This window comes from Geomonas anaerohicana, from assembly GCF_016458305.1.
Taxonomy (GTDB): domain Bacteria; phylum Desulfobacterota; class Desulfuromonadia; order Geobacterales; family Geobacteraceae; genus Geomonas; species Geomonas anaerohicana.
In genome coordinates, this window is sequence record NZ_JAEMHL010000002.1 from 146,012 (window position 1) to 164,595 (window position 18,584).

General features: G+C 64.1%; 14 protein-coding genes. 8 read left to right on the forward strand and 6 right to left on the reverse strand.

All coding sequences use genetic code 11. The features are described 5' to 3' along the window. Positions 1 to 2: 2 nt before the first annotated feature. From JFN91_RS04045 to JFN91_RS04060, 4 genes are all read left to right on the forward strand, one after another. A complete protein-coding gene (locus tag JFN91_RS04045; RefSeq protein ID WP_199387925.1) occupies positions 3 to 815 on the forward strand; it encodes an electron transfer flavoprotein subunit beta/FixA family protein in 813 nt (270 codons plus the stop codon). An 81-nt stretch (positions 816 to 896) separates the two neighbouring features. Further along, positions 897 to 2,246 carry an electron transfer flavoprotein subunit alpha gene (locus tag JFN91_RS04050; RefSeq protein ID WP_199387926.1) on the forward strand — a complete coding sequence of 450 codons (1,350 nt, stop codon included), beginning with the start codon at positions 897 to 899 and terminating at the stop codon, positions 2,244 to 2,246. Between the two features lie 218 nt (positions 2,247 to 2,464). After that, positions 2,465 to 4,435 (forward strand): (Fe-S)-binding protein, encoded by a 1,971-nt coding sequence (locus JFN91_RS04055; protein WP_199387927.1) that lies wholly within the window; start codon positions 2,465 to 2,467, stop codon positions 4,433 to 4,435. Positions 4,436 to 4,774: 339 nt separating this feature from the next. Further along, on the forward strand, positions 4,775 to 6,115 hold the full coding sequence (locus tag JFN91_RS04060) for a radical SAM/SPASM family putative metalloenzyme maturase (RefSeq protein WP_199387928.1): 1,341 nt from the start codon (positions 4,775 to 4,777) through the stop codon (positions 6,113 to 6,115). Here JFN91_RS04060 and JFN91_RS04065 read toward each other — a convergent pair. The 5 genes from JFN91_RS04065 to JFN91_RS04085 all read right to left on the reverse strand — a co-directional run bounded on the left by JFN91_RS04065 (position 6,099) and on the right by JFN91_RS04085 (position 12,134). Then, entirely contained in the window at positions 6,099 to 8,399 is a 2,301-nt protein-coding gene (locus tag JFN91_RS04065; RefSeq protein ID WP_199387929.1) for a PAS domain-containing sensor histidine kinase, read from the reverse strand. The genes JFN91_RS04060 and JFN91_RS04065 overlap by 17 nt on opposite strands. 33 nt (positions 8,400 to 8,432) lie before the next feature. Further along, entirely contained in the window at positions 8,433 to 9,293 is an 861-nt protein-coding gene (locus JFN91_RS04070; protein WP_199387930.1) for a substrate-binding domain-containing protein, read from the reverse strand. 187 nt (positions 9,294 to 9,480) lie between these two features. Beyond that, positions 9,481 to 9,891 carry a hypothetical protein gene (locus JFN91_RS04075; protein ID WP_199387931.1) on the reverse strand — a complete coding sequence of 137 codons (411 nt, stop codon included), beginning with the start codon at positions 9,889 to 9,891 and terminating at the stop codon, positions 9,481 to 9,483. A 5-nt stretch (positions 9,892 to 9,896) separates the two neighbouring features. Then, a complete protein-coding gene (locus JFN91_RS04080; RefSeq protein WP_199387932.1) occupies positions 9,897 to 11,069 on the reverse strand; it encodes a vWA domain-containing protein in 1,173 nt (390 codons plus the stop codon). Between the two features lie 3 nt (positions 11,070 to 11,072). Beyond that, positions 11,073 to 12,134, reverse strand: coding sequence for a hypothetical protein (locus JFN91_RS04085; RefSeq protein WP_199387933.1), 1,062 nt, complete (start codon positions 12,132 to 12,134; stop codon positions 11,073 to 11,075). Positions 12,135 to 12,492: 358 nt separating this feature from the next. Between JFN91_RS04085 and JFN91_RS04090 the strand changes: the two genes are divergently transcribed. Both JFN91_RS04090 and JFN91_RS04095 read left to right on the forward strand, forming a co-directional pair. Further along, on the forward strand, positions 12,493 to 12,837 hold the full coding sequence (locus JFN91_RS04090; protein ID WP_199387934.1) for a YtxH domain-containing protein: 345 nt from the start codon (positions 12,493 to 12,495) through the stop codon (positions 12,835 to 12,837). Positions 12,838 to 12,880: 43 nt separating this feature from the next. Continuing rightward, positions 12,881 to 13,072: a ferredoxin gene (locus tag JFN91_RS04095; RefSeq protein ID WP_199387935.1), complete on the forward strand. Its 192-nt coding sequence runs from the start codon at positions 12,881 to 12,883 to the stop codon at positions 13,070 to 13,072. 146 nt (positions 13,073 to 13,218) lie between these two features. Here JFN91_RS04095 and JFN91_RS21975 read toward each other — a convergent pair whose 3' ends face one another. Then, positions 13,219 to 13,497 carry a hypothetical protein gene (locus tag JFN91_RS21975; RefSeq protein WP_236014945.1) on the reverse strand — a complete coding sequence of 93 codons (279 nt, stop codon included), beginning with the start codon at positions 13,495 to 13,497 and terminating at the stop codon, positions 13,219 to 13,221. A 128-nt stretch (positions 13,498 to 13,625) separates the two neighbouring features. Here JFN91_RS21975 and JFN91_RS21980 point away from each other — a divergent pair, with 128 nt between their 5' ends. Together JFN91_RS21980 and JFN91_RS04105 are read left to right on the forward strand one after the other, a co-directional pair. Next, positions 13,626 to 13,778 carry a hypothetical protein gene (locus tag JFN91_RS21980; protein ID WP_236014947.1) on the forward strand — a complete coding sequence of 51 codons (153 nt, stop codon included), beginning with the start codon at positions 13,626 to 13,628 and terminating at the stop codon, positions 13,776 to 13,778. Between the two features lie 195 nt (positions 13,779 to 13,973). Next, the gene (locus JFN91_RS04105) at positions 13,974 to 18,584 is read left to right on the forward strand and encodes a pilus assembly protein (protein WP_199387936.1); all 4,611 of its coding nucleotides are present in this window, start codon (positions 13,974 to 13,976) and stop codon (positions 18,582 to 18,584) included.

Sequence of the window (18,584 nt, forward strand, 5' to 3'; positions counted from 1 at the left end):
ACATGTACGTGGTGGCTTGCATTAAACAGGTGCCGGATACGACGCAGGTGCAGATTGACCCGGTGACCAATACGCTGGTGCGCGATGGCATTCCCTTCATCGTCAACCCTTACGACACCCATGCCCTGGAGGAAAGCCTGCGCATGAAGGCCCGCTACGGCTTCAAGGCGGCCGCCCTCTCCATGGGACCGCCCAACACGGAGGCAACCCTGAGAAAGGCACTGGCACTGGGGGTGGACGAGGTGATCCTCTGCTCGGACCGCGCCTTCGGCGGCGCGGACACGCTCTCCACCAGCAACGTGCTGGCCGCGGCGATCCGGAAACTGGCTCAGGAGGACGAGGTGGGCATCGTGTTCTGCGGCAAGCAGACCATCGACGGCGACACGGCGCAGGTCGGCCCCGGCATCGCCATCCGCCTCGGATTCTCGCAGCTTACCCTGGTGGACCGGATCGAGCACCTCGACTTCCTGGCCAAGAAGATCCGGGTCCGGCGCAAGCTGGAAGGGCGCTACGAGATCGTGGAGGCGAAGCTGCCGGCCATGATCACGGTGGTGCGCGAGCTGAACCGCCCGCGCTACCCGACAGTCCCCATGCGGCTCAAGGCGGCCAAGGCCGAGGTCAAGGTCTGGGACAACAAGGAACTCCAGCTCGACCCGAACAGCGTGGGCCTGAAGGGCTCGCCCACCTGGGTGAGCAGGATCTTCTCGCCGCAGCGCGCGGCGGGCGAGATCATCGGCGACGGCCTGGGCGACCCGGCGGGGACCGCGCGGCTGCTCTTGGAGAAGCTGGTGGCCAGCGACATGCTGGCGGTGTAGTAGTCACCAAAACCTTAATGGACTGAGTGGACACCGGTGGACCCGGTGGACCTGATGGACGTGACTAGGAGCGGGAGAGAGATGGCTGAAGCTAAAACTAAACTGAAAAAGCCGCGGGGCAAGGTCAGGCTCATAGAGGGTAAATGCATCGCCTGCGGCGCGCGCTGCCAGAGCAGCTGCCCGGTGGACGGCATCCAGATGAGCGACGCGGGCGAACCGCAGATCGAACTCTCCAAGTGCATCGGCTGCCTCAAGTGCGTGAAGGCCTGCCCGGGCTCGGCCCTGGAGATCTTCTACACCCCGGAGGAACTGGAGATCCTGGCGCAACTGGCCGGACAGCAGGACCTGGCGGAAGAGGATGCCGATCCGGAGGAGCTGGCGCGCCGCGAACTGGTGGCGGCCTACCGCGGGGTCTGGGTTTTCGTGGAGCAGACCGAGGGCGAGGCGGCCCGCGTGTCCTGGGAGCTGATGGGCAAGGGACAGGAACTTGCCGCCAAGCTGGGCGTTGAACTGTGCGCGGTGGTCATGGGGGACAAGGTGGAGCACCTGTGCCGCGAGGCATTCAGCTACGGCGCGGACAAGGCCTACCTCATGGACCAGCCGGTGCTCAAGCACTACCGTACCTACCCGTACCTGGACGCCCTGTGCCACCTGATCGACAAGTACAAGCCGGAGATCGTCCTCATGGGGGCAACCGGCATGGGACGCGACCTGGCCGGCGCCGTGGCGACCCGCGTCAAGACCGGCCTCACCGCGGACTGCACCGGGCTGGACATCGACCCCAAGCGCAACCTGATGCAGACCCGCCCGGCCTTCGGCGGCAACATCATGGCGACCATCATGTGCGACCGCTTCCGCCCCCAGATGGCGACGGTGCGCTCCCACGTGATGCCGATGCCGGCCCAGGTGATGGGGCGCACCGGCAAGATCGTCCCGGTCAGCCTCCCCATCTCCGAGGCGGACATCTTCACCAAGGTGCTCCAGGTCATCCGCGACAAGAAGGCGGGGGACGTCGACATCGCCGGTGCGGAGTTCATCGTTTCGGGCGGGCGCGGCATGATGGCCAAGGAGAACTTCGCCATCCTGCAAGAATTGGCCGACGAGTTAGGCGGCGTGGTAGGCGCCTCGCGCAGCGCGGTCGATGCCGGGTGGATGCCGGGCGACCGCCAGGTGGGGCAGACCGGCAAGACCGTGCGCCCCAAGATCTATATCGCCTGCGGCATCTCGGGCGCCATCCAGCACCTGGTGGGGATGCAGGACTCCGACCTGATTGTCGCCATCAACCGCGACAAGGAGGCGCCCATCTTCGAGGTGGCCAACTACGGCATCGTGGGTGATCTCTTCGACGTGGTCCCGGCCCTCATCGCCGCCTTGCGCGAGATGAAGGCGAGCAAGGGGAGCGTCGAGGTCAAGGACGTCAAGGCGGCGTAAGGCAGGTCTTCTTCCGCCGTAGCCATCTTGCAGAAACTCTCCCTCGCCCTCTGGGAGAGGGTAGGGGTGAGGGCGCCGCTTAACGTGGTAATGCGTCGACGTGGGGTTGAGGCACCGCCCTCACCCTGGCCCTCTCCCGAAGGGCGAGGGGAAGTGGACATCGGCCGACATAAGGGAACCGATAGTCACCGCTTCCAGCACACTTACAAGGACATGATATGCAACCTGATCCCATGATCTTTACACCCCTTCTGGCGGCTGCCGGACTCATCTTCGCCTGGAGCTGCTACCGCCGCTTCAGCCTGGTCGGCGTGGGCGCCTCCGAGGACCGTTTTTCCAGCCTGCCGGAAAGGCTGCAGGGGATGTTCCTGTTCGCCTTCCTCCAGAAACGGGTGCTGAGCCGTCCCTTCGGCATCAACCATCTCTTCATCTTCTGGTCCTTTTTGATCCTGGCCGTTGCCAATACCGAGTTCCTGGTGGCCGGCGTATTCCCGGCGGCCAAGCTGTCGCATATCCTGCCGGCCGCGCTGTACCAGCCGCTGTTGATGGCCTTCGACCTGGTTTCGCTCTGCGCCCTCGCGGCGATAGTGGTCGCCTTGGTGAGAAGGGCGGTGGCTCCTCCCTACGAGGGAGCCCGCACCGGCGAGGCCTTCGCCATCCTGTCCATGATCGGAACGCTCATGCTCGCCTACTTCGGGCTGCACGCGGCGGAAATCGCCATGGGACAGGAACCCGCGGCGCAGGCGATGCCGATTTCGTCGGCACTGGCGTCTCTGCTGGCGGGGCAGGGGCCGTACACCCTGGAAAGCCTGGCGCAGATCTCCTGGTGGCTGCACGCAGGCGTGCTCCTGTTCTTCCTGAACTACCTTCCCTACAGCAAGCACATGCACATACTGGCGGCGATCCCCAACTGCTTCTTCAAGGGGCTCGATACCCCCAACACGCAACCGCGCGAGGAGTTCGTCGAGGGGAACGTGTACGGCGCCGGGAGCATCGACCGCTTCACCTGGAAGGACCTCTTCGACTCCTTTTCCTGCACCGAGTGCGGCCGCTGCGAGAAATCCTGCCCGGCCGCAACCACCGGCAAGCCGCTCAACCCGCGCCTGGTGATGCACGACATCAAGGTGAACCTTTTGGCCAACGGCAACCTGCTGCAGCGCGGCGGCGAGCCTGCCGTACCGGTGATCGGCGAGGCGGAAGGGTGCATCAGGCCGGACGCCCTCTGGTCCTGCACCAGCTGCGGCACCTGTCTCGCCGCCTGCCCGGTCTTCATCGAGCAGATGCCCAAGATCACCAAGATGCGCCGCCACCTGGTGCAGATGGAAGCCGACTTCCCGGAAGAGCTCCTGAACCTCTTCGAGAACATGGAGCAGCGCTCCAACCCGTGGGGCATCGCGCCGGGCGAGCGCGGCAAGTGGGCCGGCGGGCGCGAAGTGCAGCAGTTCGAGGCGGGCAAGACCGAGTACCTCTACTTCGTGGGGTGTGCCGGCTCCTTCGACTCGCGCAGCAAGCAGGTGACCCTGGCCATGACCAGGATCATGGAAGCGGCAGGCGTCTCCTACGGCATCCTCGGCAAGGAGGAGAAGTGCTGCGGCGACAGCCTGCGCCGTCTGGGCAACGAGTACCTCTTCGACAAGATGGCCCGCGAGAACGTGGCGCAGTTCCAGGAGAAGGGTGTGACCAAGATCATCACCCAGTGTCCCCACTGCTTCACCACGCTCAAGAACGACTACCGCCAGTACGGCCTGGAACTGGAAGTGATCCCGCACGCCGAGTTCATCGAGTCGCTGCTGGCCCAGGGCAAGCTGAAGCTCGACCACCACGCCAAGAAGGGCGGCAACATCGTCTTCCACGACTCCTGCTACCTGGGGCGCCACAACGGGGTCTACGAGGCGCCGCGCGCGGTGATCGCGCAGGCGACCGGCAGCGCGCCGGCGGAGATGGAGAGAAACCGCGAGAACTCCTTCTGCTGCGGCGCCGGCGGCGGGCGCATGTGGATGGAGGAGCACCTGGGTGAAAGGATCAACCTGAACCGGGTCAGCGAGGCGCTGGCGGGGAACCCCGGCACCATCTGCACCACCTGCCCGTACTGCATGACCATGATGGAAGACGGGTTGAAGGACCGCTCCAGCGGCGGCACCACCGTCAAGGACATCGCGGAGCTCGTGGCGGAAGGGTTGCAAGGGTAGGGGGAGCAGGGGAAAACCTTTTCGCTCTCAAGAGTTTCTTAGAAGTTGCCGAAGCGTTCCCGCCCCCGGAGGGGGAGGGACAGGGAGGGGGAGCGTAGCGGCTCGATCCGGCTTCCCCCCCTCCCAGCCTCCCTCCTCCAGGGGGAGGTGCCCTTTCTCACCGACAAAACACCGCAGCAGGCGGGGTCGGGGGCTAATCAAAAACCGGGGCCCGTAGCGGCTCCACGAGACTCTCCGCCTCCCGGAGGGCCGGACGGGACGTCTTGACGCGGGCGGCACCTCCCCGGTCCGGACACCTCCGGGAGGCGGGGGGCGCAGCGAACGATGAGGACCAAGGTAATGCAATGCAACGCAGCGGCGCTGTCTGAGTTCATGCCGGCCAACGAGCCGGCCTTTCGGGAATACCCTTCCAAGCTGTTCGTGGAGACCACCAGCCGCTGCAACCTGAACTGCGTCATGTGCATGAAGCAGAACGGCGACGGCAGCCGGGCCAAGGAGGGCGATCTGGACCTCGCCACCTTCAGCGAACTGGAACCGGCGCTCCCCAACCTGGAGGCGCTGGTGCTGAACGGCGTCGGCGAACCGCTCTTGAACACCCGCCTGGAACACTTCATCAGCCGCGCCAAGAAGCTGATGCCGTCGGGAAGCTGGATCGGCTTCCAGAGTAACGGCCTGCTCCTGTCGCACCTGCGCGCGCTGTCGCTTTTGAACGCGGGCGTGGACCGGGTCTGCCTCTCCATGGATGGCGTCGACGCCACCACCTTCAGTTCCATCCGATCGGGGAGCCAACTGGTGGACCTGGAGCATGCCCTGAACGCGCTGGGGGCCGCCAAAGCCGCCTGTCACCGCCCCGACATGGAGATCGGCGTCGAGTTCGTGGTGATGCGCGACAACCTGGCGCAGCTCCCCGCGGCACTCTCCTGGGCCGCCGAGTTCGGCGTCAGCTTCGCGCTGGTCTCCCACCTGCACCCGTTCGACGAACCGCACCTCAAGCAGTGCAGCTACGACCTCTGCAGCGACGAGGCGATCACCCTGTACCAGAGCTGGAAGAGCAAGGCAGACCTGAAGGGGATCGACATCAGCCGCTACTTCGAGATCCTGTGGAGCTACCACAAGTCCGAGCAGGAGCGGCGGGTGATCGACTTCGTGGCGGCGATGAAGGCGGACGCGAACCAGCGTGGCATCACCCTGGACCTGAAGCGGCTCTTCGCCATGGACATGACCCAGATCCATGAAAGCCAGGGGATCTTCGAGGAGGCGGCGCAGGTTGCGCGCCGGACCGGGATCGAGCTGAGGCTGCCGGAGATCGCCCGGCGCGAGAAGCGCGGCTGCAGCTTCGTCGAGAAGGGGAGCGCCTTCGTTTCCTGGGACGGCGGCATGCATCCCTGCTACCACCTGTGGCACAGCTGCCGCTCCTACGCCAACGGCTGGCAGCACCCGGTGTACCCCTGGGTGTTCGGCAACGTGAAGGATCGCGGCGTGCTGGACATCTGGAACAGCCCGGCATTCCGCCGCTACCGTGAGAACGTGGTGCGCCACGACTACCCGTCCTGCGCCGAGTGCAACACCTCGCCCTGCGACCTGGTCCAGGCCGAGCGCTTCGACCAGGACTGCTACGTCAACACCGAGCCCTGCGGCAGCTGTCTGTGGAGTTCGGGGGTCTTCAGGTGTCTGGACTGACGTCTCTCAAAACCTTTCTGAGTGCAGAGAGGGTGTAGGGTTTCTGGATGAACCCGGCCACGTGTTGGCCGGAAAATTTCCGCTGCAGCTCGACTTCGCTGTAGCCGCTGGACATGACGACCCGCACCTGGGGATCGATCTTTTTCAGCTCGCCCAGACACTGGTCGCCATCCATGTGCGGCATGGTCAGGTCCAGGATCACAAACCGGATACCCGGGACGGACTTGTACAGCTCGAGAGCTTCTCCCCCCTCGCTGGCGCTTATCGGGGAAAAGCCGAGTTCTCTGAGCATCTCGGCGCCAATGTTGCGCACCGTCTCCTCATCATCAACAAGAAGGACGTATCCCGCGCCTTCCCAATACTCCCGTTCCGGCTGGGCGGGAGGCTGGTGGACATCTGGCTGCTGCTGGCCCGCGGGAATCAGTATCTTGATGGTGGTCCCTATGCCCGGTTCACTATCCACGACCAGGGTCCCGTTGTGCCCCCTGATGATACCAAGTACCGCCGCCATCCCCAAGCCGCGGCCGGTGAACTTGGTGGTGAAAAAGGGGGCGAACATCCTCGCCAGCGTGTCCTTGTCCATGCCACAGCCAGTGTCGGCTATCTCCAGGTAGACATAGCGTCCCTCTGCAAGCTCCTCGTTCTGCCAGACGTTGTTCAGATAGCTGCGGTCGCACTCCATGCTGCCGGTTTTGATCGAGATTGTCCCGTCGCGTTCTCCCAACGCTTCAGAAGCGTTGATCACCAGGTTCATGACGACCTGGCGTATCTGGGTCGCGTCCCCCTCTATGAGCGGGAGCGCTGCAGCTAGGTCGAAATTGAGGTGGGCCTTCTTGGAAATGGACACATCGAGCATGTGCAGCATCTCTTGCAGCAGGCGATTGAGGTCGAGGCTCTCGACGATGAATTTCCCCTTGCCGGAATAAGCGAGCATCTGTGCCGCCAGGTCGGCGGCCCGAGCGGAGGCCTGCTCTATGCTGCGCAGGTTCCCTATCGCCGGTGATTCCTTGTTGATGCGCATCAGGGCCAGTTCCGCGTTGCCCATGATGGCCATGAGGATGTTGTTGAAGTCATGGGCGATGCCCCCCGCCAGCACCCCCAGGCTTTCCAGCTTCTGGGCATGCAGTAGCTGCTTTTCGAATCGCTGCTGTTCTTCCTCCAACTCTTTGCGCTGGGTGATGTCACGGACCAGCAGGATGAAACCCGTGCATGGCTGCCCCATCGCGGTTACCGCCAGTTCAAACCACATCTCTCCTTGCGGCATAGCAAGGGAATACACCGCACCTCGGTGCGTGCCGGTTTTCTCCGCCTCTGCCAAGGCCTCCATGACCACCCGTGCCGCTTCTTCCGGCAGGACCTCGGCAATTTTCTTCCCCATGAACTGCTCCGGCGGGAGGTACAGCAGGCTCATCTGCGAAGAGTGAAATTCGACGATGACGCCGTCCCGGTCGGTCCGGAACATGAGGTCCGGCATCGAGTTGAGGATCGCCTCCTGGGACTCCTGCGCCAGGCGCACGCTCGCCTCGGCCTGCTTGAGCTCGCCGATATCCCGTTCCAGGCGCTCGGCCATGACGTTGAAACTTCTGCACACCGTTTCGATCTCGGCGACCGACGTGGACGTAACCCGGGCGGCCATGTTCCCCGCCGTGAGCTGGTCGGCAACCCGGGCCAGTTCGCTGACCGGGCGCAGCACCAGCCGGTTCGCCGCGAAGTTCAAGGTGATGGCGAGGGTGAGCGACATGAAGAACATGCCCACCAGGACGATCGCGGTCTGCCGCAGCAGTTGCGTGCGGATGTTGTGCTCGCTCAGCCCGACACGCACCGTCCCCTGGACCGATGAGTCGACCATGATCCTTTGGGAGACCTCGAGGACATCCAGCTCCTTTTTCAGGGCCTTGATCACGGTGCCTACGGGAGCATCGGGAGGGAATTGGTCCAGGTAAGGCTTGAGCTTGGCTTGGGAGCTGTTCAGGCTGGCGACGGTAGTGGTGAGGGCGTTGCCCTGTTCGTCCTCGATTACGGTATAGATGATCTCGTCATCGTGCACCACGGCGACCAGGGCATCCAACTGCAGGGTGTCCTTTAAAATGAGAGCATCGGTGCAGACCGACGAGACATACCTCGCGAACCCGGTCCCCTTGTTCAGCAGCGACTGTTCCAGCTTGTTCTTCTGGGCGACGAACAGCGTTGCCGTTACCGCGACGGAAAAAATGAGGATGATGCTGAAGGAAAGGAGGAAGAACCTTCGCTGCAGACTCAGATTTTTGATCTGCCACCTACCCATGAATACCTGCCTTCCCCCTAGTAGTGCGGCTTGCTACTTGATGTTCATCCTGAGCCACTTCTCCATCTCCCGCACCGAGTCGTAATCCGAGTCTTTGGGGACGATGAACCGGTCCACCTTGATGCCTGCCAGGATCGCCTTGCCTTCGGGATCCTTGTGCATGTTCAGGAAGATGTCGCGCAGGCGCGCTTTCAGGGCGGGGTCGAGGTCCTTTCTGGTGATGATGGGGGGGATGCCGTAACGGGGGGACTTGGCGATGATCCTGGTTTGGCTGGTGAAACGGGGATCCTTGCTGGCGGCGTAGTTGTAGATCAGGCTGTCGACACTGGCGCCGTCGACGATTTTCTTGGCAACGGCTTCGATGGACTTGTCGTGGGTCTTGGTATAGATGATCCTGCCGAAGAACTTCTCCGGGGTGGTGCCGAACCTCTTGCCGATCATGTAGGCGGGGACGAGTCTGCCGGTGTTGGACTTGGGATCGGTAAAGGCGAAGCTTTTACCCTTGAGCTGGGAGAGATCGGTGACGCCGCTGTTTTTGTGCGCGATGATGTAGGCGTAGTAAAAGGGTTCGCCGTAGGGCTGGGGCGCGACCAGGAGTTCGGCGCCGAATTTCTCCTTGTCGACGACGTAAGGACCGGAGCAGACGAAGGCGACTTTCAGCTCACCCCGCTCCAGCAGCCTGTCGGTCTCGTCGTAGCTGTGCTTTTGCACCATTTCGACCGGCCGTCCCAGTTTCTTGCCGACGTAGTCGATGGTCTGCTGGTAATACTTGATCGTTTCCTGCGGCGAAATCATGGCCGCGACGCCGAACTTCAACTCTTCGGCAGCCGATGCTGTCACGCCTGCACTCAAAAGAGCGGAGACCATGGCGGCAATGATTACCAATCCTTTCATCACGTGCCTCCTGCGATCTTTTATTGAATCTGGCTCTTGCTCAGATTGACCCGGAGTGTCACCGATAGTGAGGGAGACACGGGCTCTGAGAGAAAACGTGGATGCCGTACAGGCTCAGCGGAGAGTTTAACAGCACAAAAATAGTAATCAATCAATGTTAATCGTTTTTCTGGGACATCACGCGACCTTAGAGATCACCTGTCATCTCCTGCAGCAGGTACAGCTTCGGGTTCACCTTGCGCACGCAGTCGATCACCTCGCGCAGCATCGCCTCGTCCAGACCGCACTCCTCGTCGATCCCCTGGAAGTAGGGGAATCCCTTGGGGAGCGGGGTGAGCGCGCCGTCGCGCAAAAGCATCACGTCCACCAGGTCGTTGACCCTCCCCTCGGCCTCCCAGGGGTCGCGGTAGTTGAACTGGCGCGCCACCACGTGCAGGGCCATGCCGTTGTCGAAGATCGCCTTCACCTCGAAGGAGAACTCCCTGGGGGCGCTGTAGTTCTCGCTGCGCCCGGAGCGCACCATCACCTGGGCGCCCGCCTCCCTCAATATCTCTCCCACCGATTCGGCGGTCATCGGCGTCGATGTCGTCTCTTCCATATCGTTCAAACCTCCAGTCTCAGTTCGATGCCCCAGGGGGCCGGTTTCTCCCCTTCGGCGGTGAGGACCCACAGGGTCGGCAGCTCCATCTGCTCCGGCACCGGGCCGATGCCGTCGGTGAGATAGATGACCGCGGCGGGGAGGGGATGCATGGTCTTGGCGTAGTCGAAGACGGGGCGCAGGTCGGTGAAGCCGCCGCCGTCGTAGCGCTCCGGCACGAAGGCGGTTCCCTTGAAGGCCTCGACGTGCTGGATGCGGCTGTTGGCGTAGAGGACGGTGATGGCGGCGTCGCGGCCGCGGGCGATCTGCACCAGTTCGCGCGCGAAGGCCTCGCGCAGTGCCACGATGTTGGTGGAATCGCTCACGTCGATGCCCACCAGCAGGGTCAGGCGGTGCCGCTTGCGCGACCCCGGCGTGTCGTGCTCGAAGCGGCGGTGCTCCCGCATCCAGGTGCTCTTCTTGCCGATCCGCCCCGCAGTGGCCACGAACTGCCGCAGCACCTGGCGCCAGGGGATGGGGGAGGGGCGCAAGAGGGCGTCCACCACCGCCCTGACTTCGGCGGGCGCCTCGCCGTCGCTGCCGCGCAGGCTCTCCCGGGTCACGGCGCGCAGCATCTCCTCGGCCAGCGGCACCGGGGTGCTGTCCGCGTCGCTCCAGATGGCGTGGTCGTCCAGCGTGGAGGCACCGGCCGGATCCTTCCCCGCGCCCGAGGCCCCCTCGATCTCCTGCGCCTCGTCGCCGAAGCCGCTGCCGGCCAGGTTGCCGACGTCGAAAGGGCGCACCAGCAGCCGGTAGTATTCTTCCGCGGCAAGGCCGTCGGGGAGGTCGAACTGGGCGGGATAGACGGCACCCTCCGGGAGCCCCGGCGTGTCCGGGTTGATGGCCAGATCGCAGCAGAGGTCCCAGTCATGGGAGTTCTTCCCCTTGCCGCGCAGCATGTGCAGGTGCAGCAGGTGCTTCACCAGGTGCTCGAGCAGCGCCTGTTGCTGGCCGCTGGTGAGCAGGGCAAAGGATGCGGGATCGACGGCGAGGGTCGGGGTGCCGTTACGGATGGTGACGCCGGCGGGCTTCCCGGAGAGGGGGCGCTCCTCGCGGCGCAGGTTGAGCAGGAAGTGGCCGTAGAAGGGGCGCTCCTTTAAAAGCCGCACCACGGCGTTTTGCAGGGAGCTGGGCGACACCGCTTACCCCGCCTGCCGGCTGATCGCCTGCATCGCGTCGAAGATCACCGCGTCGTGCTTGTCCTTCACCAGCAAAAGCGCCACTTCCGGGATCTTCAAAAGCGACTTCACGAAGCCGAAGCGGAGGTCGCGCGGCAGCACGGCGATGTAGGCGACCAGGTTGTCCTCCTGCTCCTCGCTGAGTTCCGGTGAGACCTGGAGCAAGGCGGAGAGGTCGTTGATGGTGGCGGCCTGCACGTCGTCGCGCTGCGCCTCGGCCCGCCCGGCCACGCTTGTCCAGTCGTTCAAGATCTCGTCCGCCGTCACCGGCCTTCCTTTTCGGTCCGAGAGCCAGCGCATGAAGGCGATGGCTGCCTCTTTGCCGACGATGCCGGAGTAGACCTCCATCTCCAGCTCGGCCGGGAAGCGGCAGTTCTTCTTGAGCACGCTGACCATCTCCCAGGCGCGCTCGCTGGGCTCCACCTGCATCTCCATCGGCATCCCCTGCTTGGAGAGGAAGCCGTGGTTGCCGGCCAGGAACTGGCGCACCTCGCCGGCGAATTCCCGCTGTTGCGCGTAGCGGGCCCAGCACTGGTAATCGGTCTCCACGAAGAGCATCACCATGCGGTCGACGAGGGCGCGGTCCAAGGTCGCCACCTGGTAGCTCCCGTCGGGCGGGTTGATGCTCACCACCACCTTGTGGCGGCGCGACAGGGTATGGGTGTGGATGGCGCGCAGCATCCCCTCGGCGGGGGGCTCCACGAACTGGAAGATCGCTTGCAGGGTATCCTCCTGCTGGGCGCGGTTCAACTCGTCGCAGTGGATCACGGTGGGGGCGTCCTCGTCGCCGGGGAGCCAGGACGGGCGCGACCACTGCATCACCTCGCCGCTTCTAAACGGGATGCCGACCAGGTCGCCCACCTCCATCTGCCCCAGGCGCAGCGAGACGTAGCGCCGGTCCAGCTCGCGGCAGGCCTGCAGGATGCCCGCGCTCTTGCCCACGCCGCGGTGCCCCACCACGCAGGGTGTGAGGTCGGTCTTGGAGAGGATCTCCTTCACCACGATCTTCATCTGTTCCACGTTCATGTCGCGTCCTTCCCGTGCCGTTGTAACTGTGTCGATCCGCCATCTTACACAAAATGAAAACCATTGGCCACGGAGAAAATCCGGCTGGATACTCCTTGCACCGAAGGAGGGGACAGGCTCCGCCAGGTGCCTGTCCCCTTAGGGGCTTGGGGTAAGGTGTATGGGCGGAATTGAGCGTTCCGCTAAAGGGAGAGGCACCTGACGGAGCCAGTCCCTTCCGCTGCCTTTGCCAAGGGGGACAGGGGGTATTTGTTTTTGTGTCAGTCCCGGCTGCCACCGTTATTTTGAACGTTGGACGAAAATAATTTTATTGGTAGTATTACCGCTGTTGTCAAAACCAGCGGACGGAGGAGGCGGTATGGGACATAAAGAGTGCTGCGAAGGGGGGTGCATGGTGAAACTGGTAGTGGGCGGCCTGATCGGGGCGGGCCTTGCGCTTCTGCTGGCTCCCCAAGCCGGGAAGAAGACGCGGAAGTACCTGGCGTCGCTGGCCGAGGAGATGGGGGGCAAGGCGAACGAGGCGGTGAACGAATTCGCCGAGACTGTTTCCGACTTCGTGGACCGCGCCAGCGACCGCGCCTCCGACTTCCTCAAGGAGAAGGAAGGGCTCACCAAGGAATCGAAGAAGATGTTGCTGGCGGCCCTGGAGAAGGCCCAGGAGAAACTGGAAGAGCAGAGGAAAAGGTTAGCGGATAGCATCTAGCGTCGCGTTCGACGCTTCACAATCAAAAACTGGAGGTACTACCATGGCAAAAGAACCCTGGGTTGACCAAGACGTCTGCATCAGCTGCGGTCTTTGCACCGACAACGTACCGGAAGTATTCCGGTTTGCCGACAACGGCAAGGCCGAAGCCTATGACCCGGCCGGCGCTTCCGAGGACGAGATCCAGCGTAACGCCGTCGACGTCTGCCCGGTGAGCTGCATTCACTGGCGCTGACCCCTCAAAAGCAGCAGCAAAAAAGGCCGCGCCCATAACGGGCGCGGCCTTTTTGTTTCTAGTCACCCTCTCCCTCTGGGAGAGGGTGCCCGGAGGGCGGGTGAGGGGTGATGCCGGCCAGGAATATTTCGCCTGTAGCAAGGCCCTCACCCTGGCCCTCTCCCAGAGGGAGAGGGGAGGTGGACATCATTTCCAGGGGCTTTATCTGCGGCTGCAGATCGCTGCTTTCCCGGCCTGTTGGCCGGCCGCCCCGTGATCACCACCAGCGGTCCGTTCTTCACCTTGTGGAACCCGCCGCTATCGCTGCGCGGATCCACCGCCCACCGGTACAGCGCCTTGGCGTCCTCGAGAAACGGCCTGGTCAGCTCGTGGTAGTGCTTCTTGTTCACCTTGCGATCGTAGTTCCGGTAGTAGTCGTACTGCATCTCCTCGTCGTAGAGTCCGGTTGAAGCGCAGCACGTCGCGCCAGTAGGTGCCGAAGAGCCCCTGCGGGGTGTCGCTCCAGGTGAGTTTGCGGCAGCTCCACTGGATGCGCGAATCGCTCGGGTAGCTGATGTCGCACAGCGACTTCACCTTCGGGGCGGCATCGGCGCCGGTCGTCACCAGGAACAAAGCGGCAGCAAAGAGCAGCAGCCTGCCGAGCCTTCCCATGTTGTTCCAGCCCTCACTCCCCATCAATGCGCCCCCGTCTGAATCCTTCCAATGAAAAGTTAAAAAACATTAACAGCAAAGAGGGCGGTGTCAATGAGCGCAGCGGCCCGCTGCGGAGCTGGAACTCCCCGAATCAAGAAGGGACTTTTTTTTCACGAGGCCGAGGCTATACTCTTCTGATTGGAAATTTCCAATGTTTTGACCGGCGCACCGGCCTGGGCTGTCGGTACTTAATGTGAAAGGAGTCACGATGGGAAAGGGGAGAGTGACTGCGCCCGTGTGCGCCGCCGTGGTAGTTTTTTGCCTCGCCGCCATAATGCTTTTGTCTGCCGCGCGCCAGGCGCGAGCCGATGCGGCTGCGGACATGCAGGCTTACTGCAGTGTGCCGCCCCTCCCCGGGGTAAAGCCCAACCTGCTGCTTTTGCTGGACAACTCGGCCAGCATGTACGATCTCGCCTACACGACCCCGCAGACGTTCTGCCTCGACGACAGCTTCGACCCTGCCGCGAGTTACCCCGGGTATTTCGAGCAGAACACGGTCTACCAGTACGCCACGGTCACCGACCGCTTCGCGGCCGCTCCCGGGACCAGCATCGACGGTAGCGCCTGCAACCAGGCCAAGACAGCCTATGTCTGCGTTAACCTCAACAAGACCAGCAAGAAACTCGACAACTTCCTCGCCACCGGCAGGTTCCTCAACTGGCTCGCCATGAGCAAGCTGGACCTGGAAAAGCTGGCCCTGACCGGCGGCAAGTACGACCCGGGCACGGGCCTGCTGCAGGCGGAGTCGCGCGGCTGCCAAGGGAAGCGCTACGTGAAGATGGTCAAGGACGCCAACGGCACCCCGCTGCCGGTCACCTTCGGGGTGCGCGGGCCGATCCCCGCGGAAACAGGGTATGTGCAGCAGGGCAACCACGGCGGCCCGAGCCGAATCGACATCTACCCGGCGGCATACAACAAGAGCGACTGCCTTTTAGCCGTGCAGAAATGGCAGGAGCGGGCACCTGCCGGCGAGGTGGCTACCGCCGCTGCCACCTGCATGGGTAAACTGGAGGACCCCGTTGGTATCCCGACCGCCGGTAAGGTCTTCGCCGAGATCATGAGCTACTGCTACAACTACCTGGCCGGCACCGACATCGTCTACACCGACCTCTTGAACAACCTGCTGCCCGATTGCCGCAAACGCTACATCTTTTTCTACAGCGCCATGCCAAACAAGATACCCAAGAACGTCGGGGACGACGTCTGCGGCAAGGAACTGTTCCACAGTCTGCTGTACCATGACAGCACCGCCTCCACCCAGGGCTACCTCGGGATGTGCTACAGCCAAGGTGCCTTCCTCGACACTTGTTCGGTGAACCAGACCAAGGATTTCTGCGCGGAGGTGGAGAAACCGTGGCTCGACGACCCATCGGCCAACGCCGCGCAGGCGGGAACCAACGCGAGCCTCCCCTCCTTCATTCTGGACGCCGGGATCACCAACCTCGGCAAGGTCATGGCAACGCTCCAGGTCCGGCTGGCCCCGGCAGTGGCGCCGACGGGGCTGATCCAGCGGTTTGCCGACGACATCAACTTCGGCGCCATGATCTTCAACGACAACGGGGCCGGCTCCGAGTGCGGCTCCGCCATCCCCTGCGTGAAGCACTGCAGCAGCGATCCGGTGCCGCGCAGGGAATGCTACTTCGACGGCGACTGCGGCACGGGGAGCTGCAGCGAGGACACCCGTACCGACGGGGGACGGATCATCTCCTACATCAACTACGGGGAGAGCGGCGACCATGGCAAGGGGCTGGTCGCGGCCGTCGACGCCGTCAGGGGGACCTCCTGGACCCCTCTGGCCGAGGCCTTCTACGAAGCGATCGGGTACTTTGCGGAAAAGTCTTCCTTCCGTCTCCAGGCCGCCGACTTCGACCCTGTCTATCCCCCTTCCAACTACAGCTGTCAGAGAAACAACGTCCTCATCGTAACCGACGGCATGTCGAGCGCGGACCGTGCCGCCGCCGTCAACAGCTACGTGGCCGCGGCTGCAGCGGCCTGGGTCAATCCCGGCGACGGCATGCCCGCCAGTCTCACCACCACCGCGAGCACGCCTGCGGGATCCCCCCCGGAGAACCTCGGCAGCTACAACCTCGACGACCTGGCCTGGATCGCCCGGCACAAGAACATCTTCGACCCTGCCCAGCCCATAGCGCGGCATAAAGACTACATCACCACCCACGTGGTCTACACCGGTCCCCCCTGCGGCGATCCCGTCAGCAAGGCCGGCTACAACGCCGACGGCAGCTGCACCACGTCCGACGAGGGAAAGCCCGAGAAGCTGATGCAGCTGACCGCCGCCAACGGGGGGGGAGGCATCAGGAGCGTCTACAACCCGGCCGGCCTGCAGGGCGCTCTCGTGACGGTACTGCTGCAGATCGCCGGAGGTTTCAACACGGGAAGCAGCAGTTCGTTGCTGGCAACCGGGGAGGGGAACGGCGCCCTGTTCCTGCAGCCGCAGTTCTATCCGCAAAAGAGCTTCGACGGCGGCAAAACGTCCGGGACCTGGCTGGGCGAACTGCAGACGCTCTGGTACTACATCGACAACTTCACGAGCGGCAGCTCGGGGGCGGCGAGCCGCATCAGGGAGGATACCCGGGGCAACAAGGTGCTCGACCTGAAGCTGGACCGGGTGGTGGAGTTCACCGTCGACCCCGGCTTGCAGGACAGTCGCGCCAGGCTCTTTGTCGATGCCAACGGCGACGGCAGCGCCGACGCGGTCCAGCCGGCGGGCTACCCGGTGACCGTTCTCCCGGAGGCGGTGCAGAGCCTGTGGCGCGCGGGGCGCCAGCTCTGGGACCGGGCCCCGGAGACCAGGACCGTCTACACCCAGACCGGCGGCACGTCCCTGGTCCCCTTCCTGGACACCTCGTCCGCGGTCAACCGGCAGCTGCTCCTGGCCCGGGACCAGGCCGAGGCAAACCAGATCGTGGCCTTCGTCAGGGGGAGCGACGACGTCAAGGGGGCGAGCGGGGCGGCCACCAGGGACCGCGGGCTGACGGCCTTCGGCGCGAGCGGGGTAAAGAGCTGGAAGCTCGGCGACATCATCTCTTCCACCCCGGTACTGCAGTCGGCGGCACCCCTGGGGAGCTACCATCTCCCGGGACCGGCGGGCTACGGGGACCTCTCCTACCGCAAATTCATCGATCAACCGGCTTACACCAGCCGCGGCACCGCGTACGTCGGGGCCAACGACGGCATGCTGCATGCCTTCAGGCTGGGGCAGAGCAGGGTACACGCGGTCGACCAGGAGGTCTGGCCCCGCTCGCGCAAGGCGGTTCTGGACGGGAACGATCCGGGGCAGGAGGAGTGGGCTTTCGTCCCCCAAAACGCGCTCCCCTACCTCGGGTATCTCAAGGAGCCGTCCTACCTGCACCTGTACTACGTAGACGGCGCCGCCACGCTGGTGGACGCAAGTCTGGGCGACCCCGCACGCTGCAGCCGCGATGCGTACTGGGACTGCGCCAAGGACAACAGTTCCGGGAGCAACTGGCGCACGGTCCTCATCGGCGCCATGGGGCTGGGAGGGGCCAGCCGCCTCCCCGACGGCCCCGCCTGCGTGGACCTCGGGGCCTCGGCGACCTGCGTCAAGGCGCCGGCTGCCGGTGTCGGCGGGCTTTCCTCCTACTTCGCCCTGGACGTCACCACCCAGGCGGGCGACGGCTCCGGCGGCCCCAGGTTCCTGTGGGAGTTCGCGCACCCGGACCTGGGCTTTGCCACCTCCGGCGCCGCCATCATCCGCGTCAAGGCGCGCACCATGAACAGTCAAAACGAGCAGATCCACGACCCCGACAAGAACGGGCGCTGGTTCGCCGTCTTCGCCTCGGGACCCACCGGAGCCGTCGACAGGAAAACGCGCCAGTTCACCGCGGTGTCGGACCAGCCCCTGAGGCTCTTCGTCGTGGACCTGAACGCCGTGCCGCCGCTTGCCCTGGGGCGCAACTACTGGGTCATCGAGACCGGGATCCCCAACGCCTTCGGCGGCAGCATGGCCGGTGCCGGGATCGACGCCGACAAGTGGACCGGCTCTGCCGACGGCAATTACGAGGACGATGCCCTCTACGTCGGTTACACCAGGGCGGCCAGCGGGGGAGGATGGACCGGCGGGGTGCTGAGGCTCTTGACCTACGAGGACCCGGACCCGGCCCACTGGAAACCGGGCATCGTCATAGACGACGTCGGGCCCGTCACCGGAGCGGTCGGCAAGCTCCAGGACCGGCAGTACAAGCGCCTGTGGCTCTACTTCGGGGGCGGGCGATACTTCAACAAACAGGATGACCTCTCTGCCGCGCGCGCCCTCTACGGTGTCAGCGACCCATGCTACGACGCCGGCAAAAACACCCTCTTCAAGGGTGCCGGTTCCTGCAGCAGCGCGTCGCTGCGCCTGTCCGACCTGACCGAGGTCACCGACGTCTCACGAGTCGTGCAGCCCAAGGACCAGGGGGATACCTACAAGGGGTGGCTGATAAGGCTCGACGCCTCCTCCGGCACCCTCGGCAGCGAGCGCGCCATCGACGGCCCGACTGCCCTGACCGGAGGGGCCGTCTTCTTCCCCACCTTCCAGCCGTCCCTGGAGCCGTGCCGGGAAGGGGTCTCCTACCTGTGGGGGGTCCACTACAGCACCGGCGCTCCGACCCGGTCGCTGTCGGCCCAGGCCCTGATGCCGCTCTCCAGCGGCGGCATTCCCACGCTCGATGTGGCCCTCCTGCCGGACCGTGACCACCGGCGCAGTCCTCCCCAGACCGGCAAGGGGGTCAAGCCCCGCCTGGTCACCAACAGTGGGCTGAGGCCTTTGAAGAAGATCATCCATATCCAGGAGCGCTAG

What these genes read in the sequence shown, in the direction of transcription:
- JFN91_RS04045 (WP_199387925.1), top strand. Translation starts at nt 3, where the DNA reads ATGTACGTGGTGGCTTGCATTAAACAGGTGCCGGATACGACGCAGGTG.
- JFN91_RS04050 (WP_199387926.1), top strand. Translation starts at nt 897, where the DNA reads ATGGCTGAAGCTAAAACTAAACTGAAAAAGCCGCGGGGCAAGGTCAGG.
- JFN91_RS04055 (WP_199387927.1), top strand. Translation starts at nt 2,465, where the DNA reads ATGCAACCTGATCCCATGATCTTTACACCCCTTCTGGCGGCTGCCGGA.
- JFN91_RS04060 (WP_199387928.1), top strand. Translation starts at nt 4,775, where the DNA reads ATGCAATGCAACGCAGCGGCGCTGTCTGAGTTCATGCCGGCCAACGAG.
- JFN91_RS04065 (WP_199387929.1), bottom strand. Translation starts at nt 8,399, where the DNA reads ATGGGTAGGTGGCAGATCAAAAATCTGAGTCTGCAGCGAAGGTTCTTC.
- JFN91_RS04070 (WP_199387930.1), bottom strand. Translation starts at nt 9,293, where the DNA reads ATGAAAGGATTGGTAATCATTGCCGCCATGGTCTCCGCTCTTTTGAGT.
- JFN91_RS04075 (WP_199387931.1), bottom strand. Translation starts at nt 9,891, where the DNA reads ATGGAAGAGACGACATCGACGCCGATGACCGCCGAATCGGTGGGAGAG.
- JFN91_RS04085 (WP_199387933.1), bottom strand. Translation starts at nt 12,134, where the DNA reads ATGAACGTGGAACAGATGAAGATCGTGGTGAAGGAGATCCTCTCCAAG.
- JFN91_RS04090 (WP_199387934.1), top strand. Translation starts at nt 12,493, where the DNA reads ATGGGACATAAAGAGTGCTGCGAAGGGGGGTGCATGGTGAAACTGGTA.
- JFN91_RS04095 (WP_199387935.1), top strand. Translation starts at nt 12,881, where the DNA reads ATGGCAAAAGAACCCTGGGTTGACCAAGACGTCTGCATCAGCTGCGGT.
- JFN91_RS21975 (WP_236014945.1), bottom strand. Translation starts at nt 13,497, where the DNA reads ATGCAGTACGACTACTACCGGAACTACGATCGCAAGGTGAACAAGAAG.
- JFN91_RS21980 (WP_236014947.1), top strand. Translation starts at nt 13,626, where the DNA reads ATGTCGCACAGCGACTTCACCTTCGGGGCGGCATCGGCGCCGGTCGTC.
- JFN91_RS04105 (WP_199387936.1), top strand. Translation starts at nt 13,974, where the DNA reads ATGGGAAAGGGGAGAGTGACTGCGCCCGTGTGCGCCGCCGTGGTAGTT.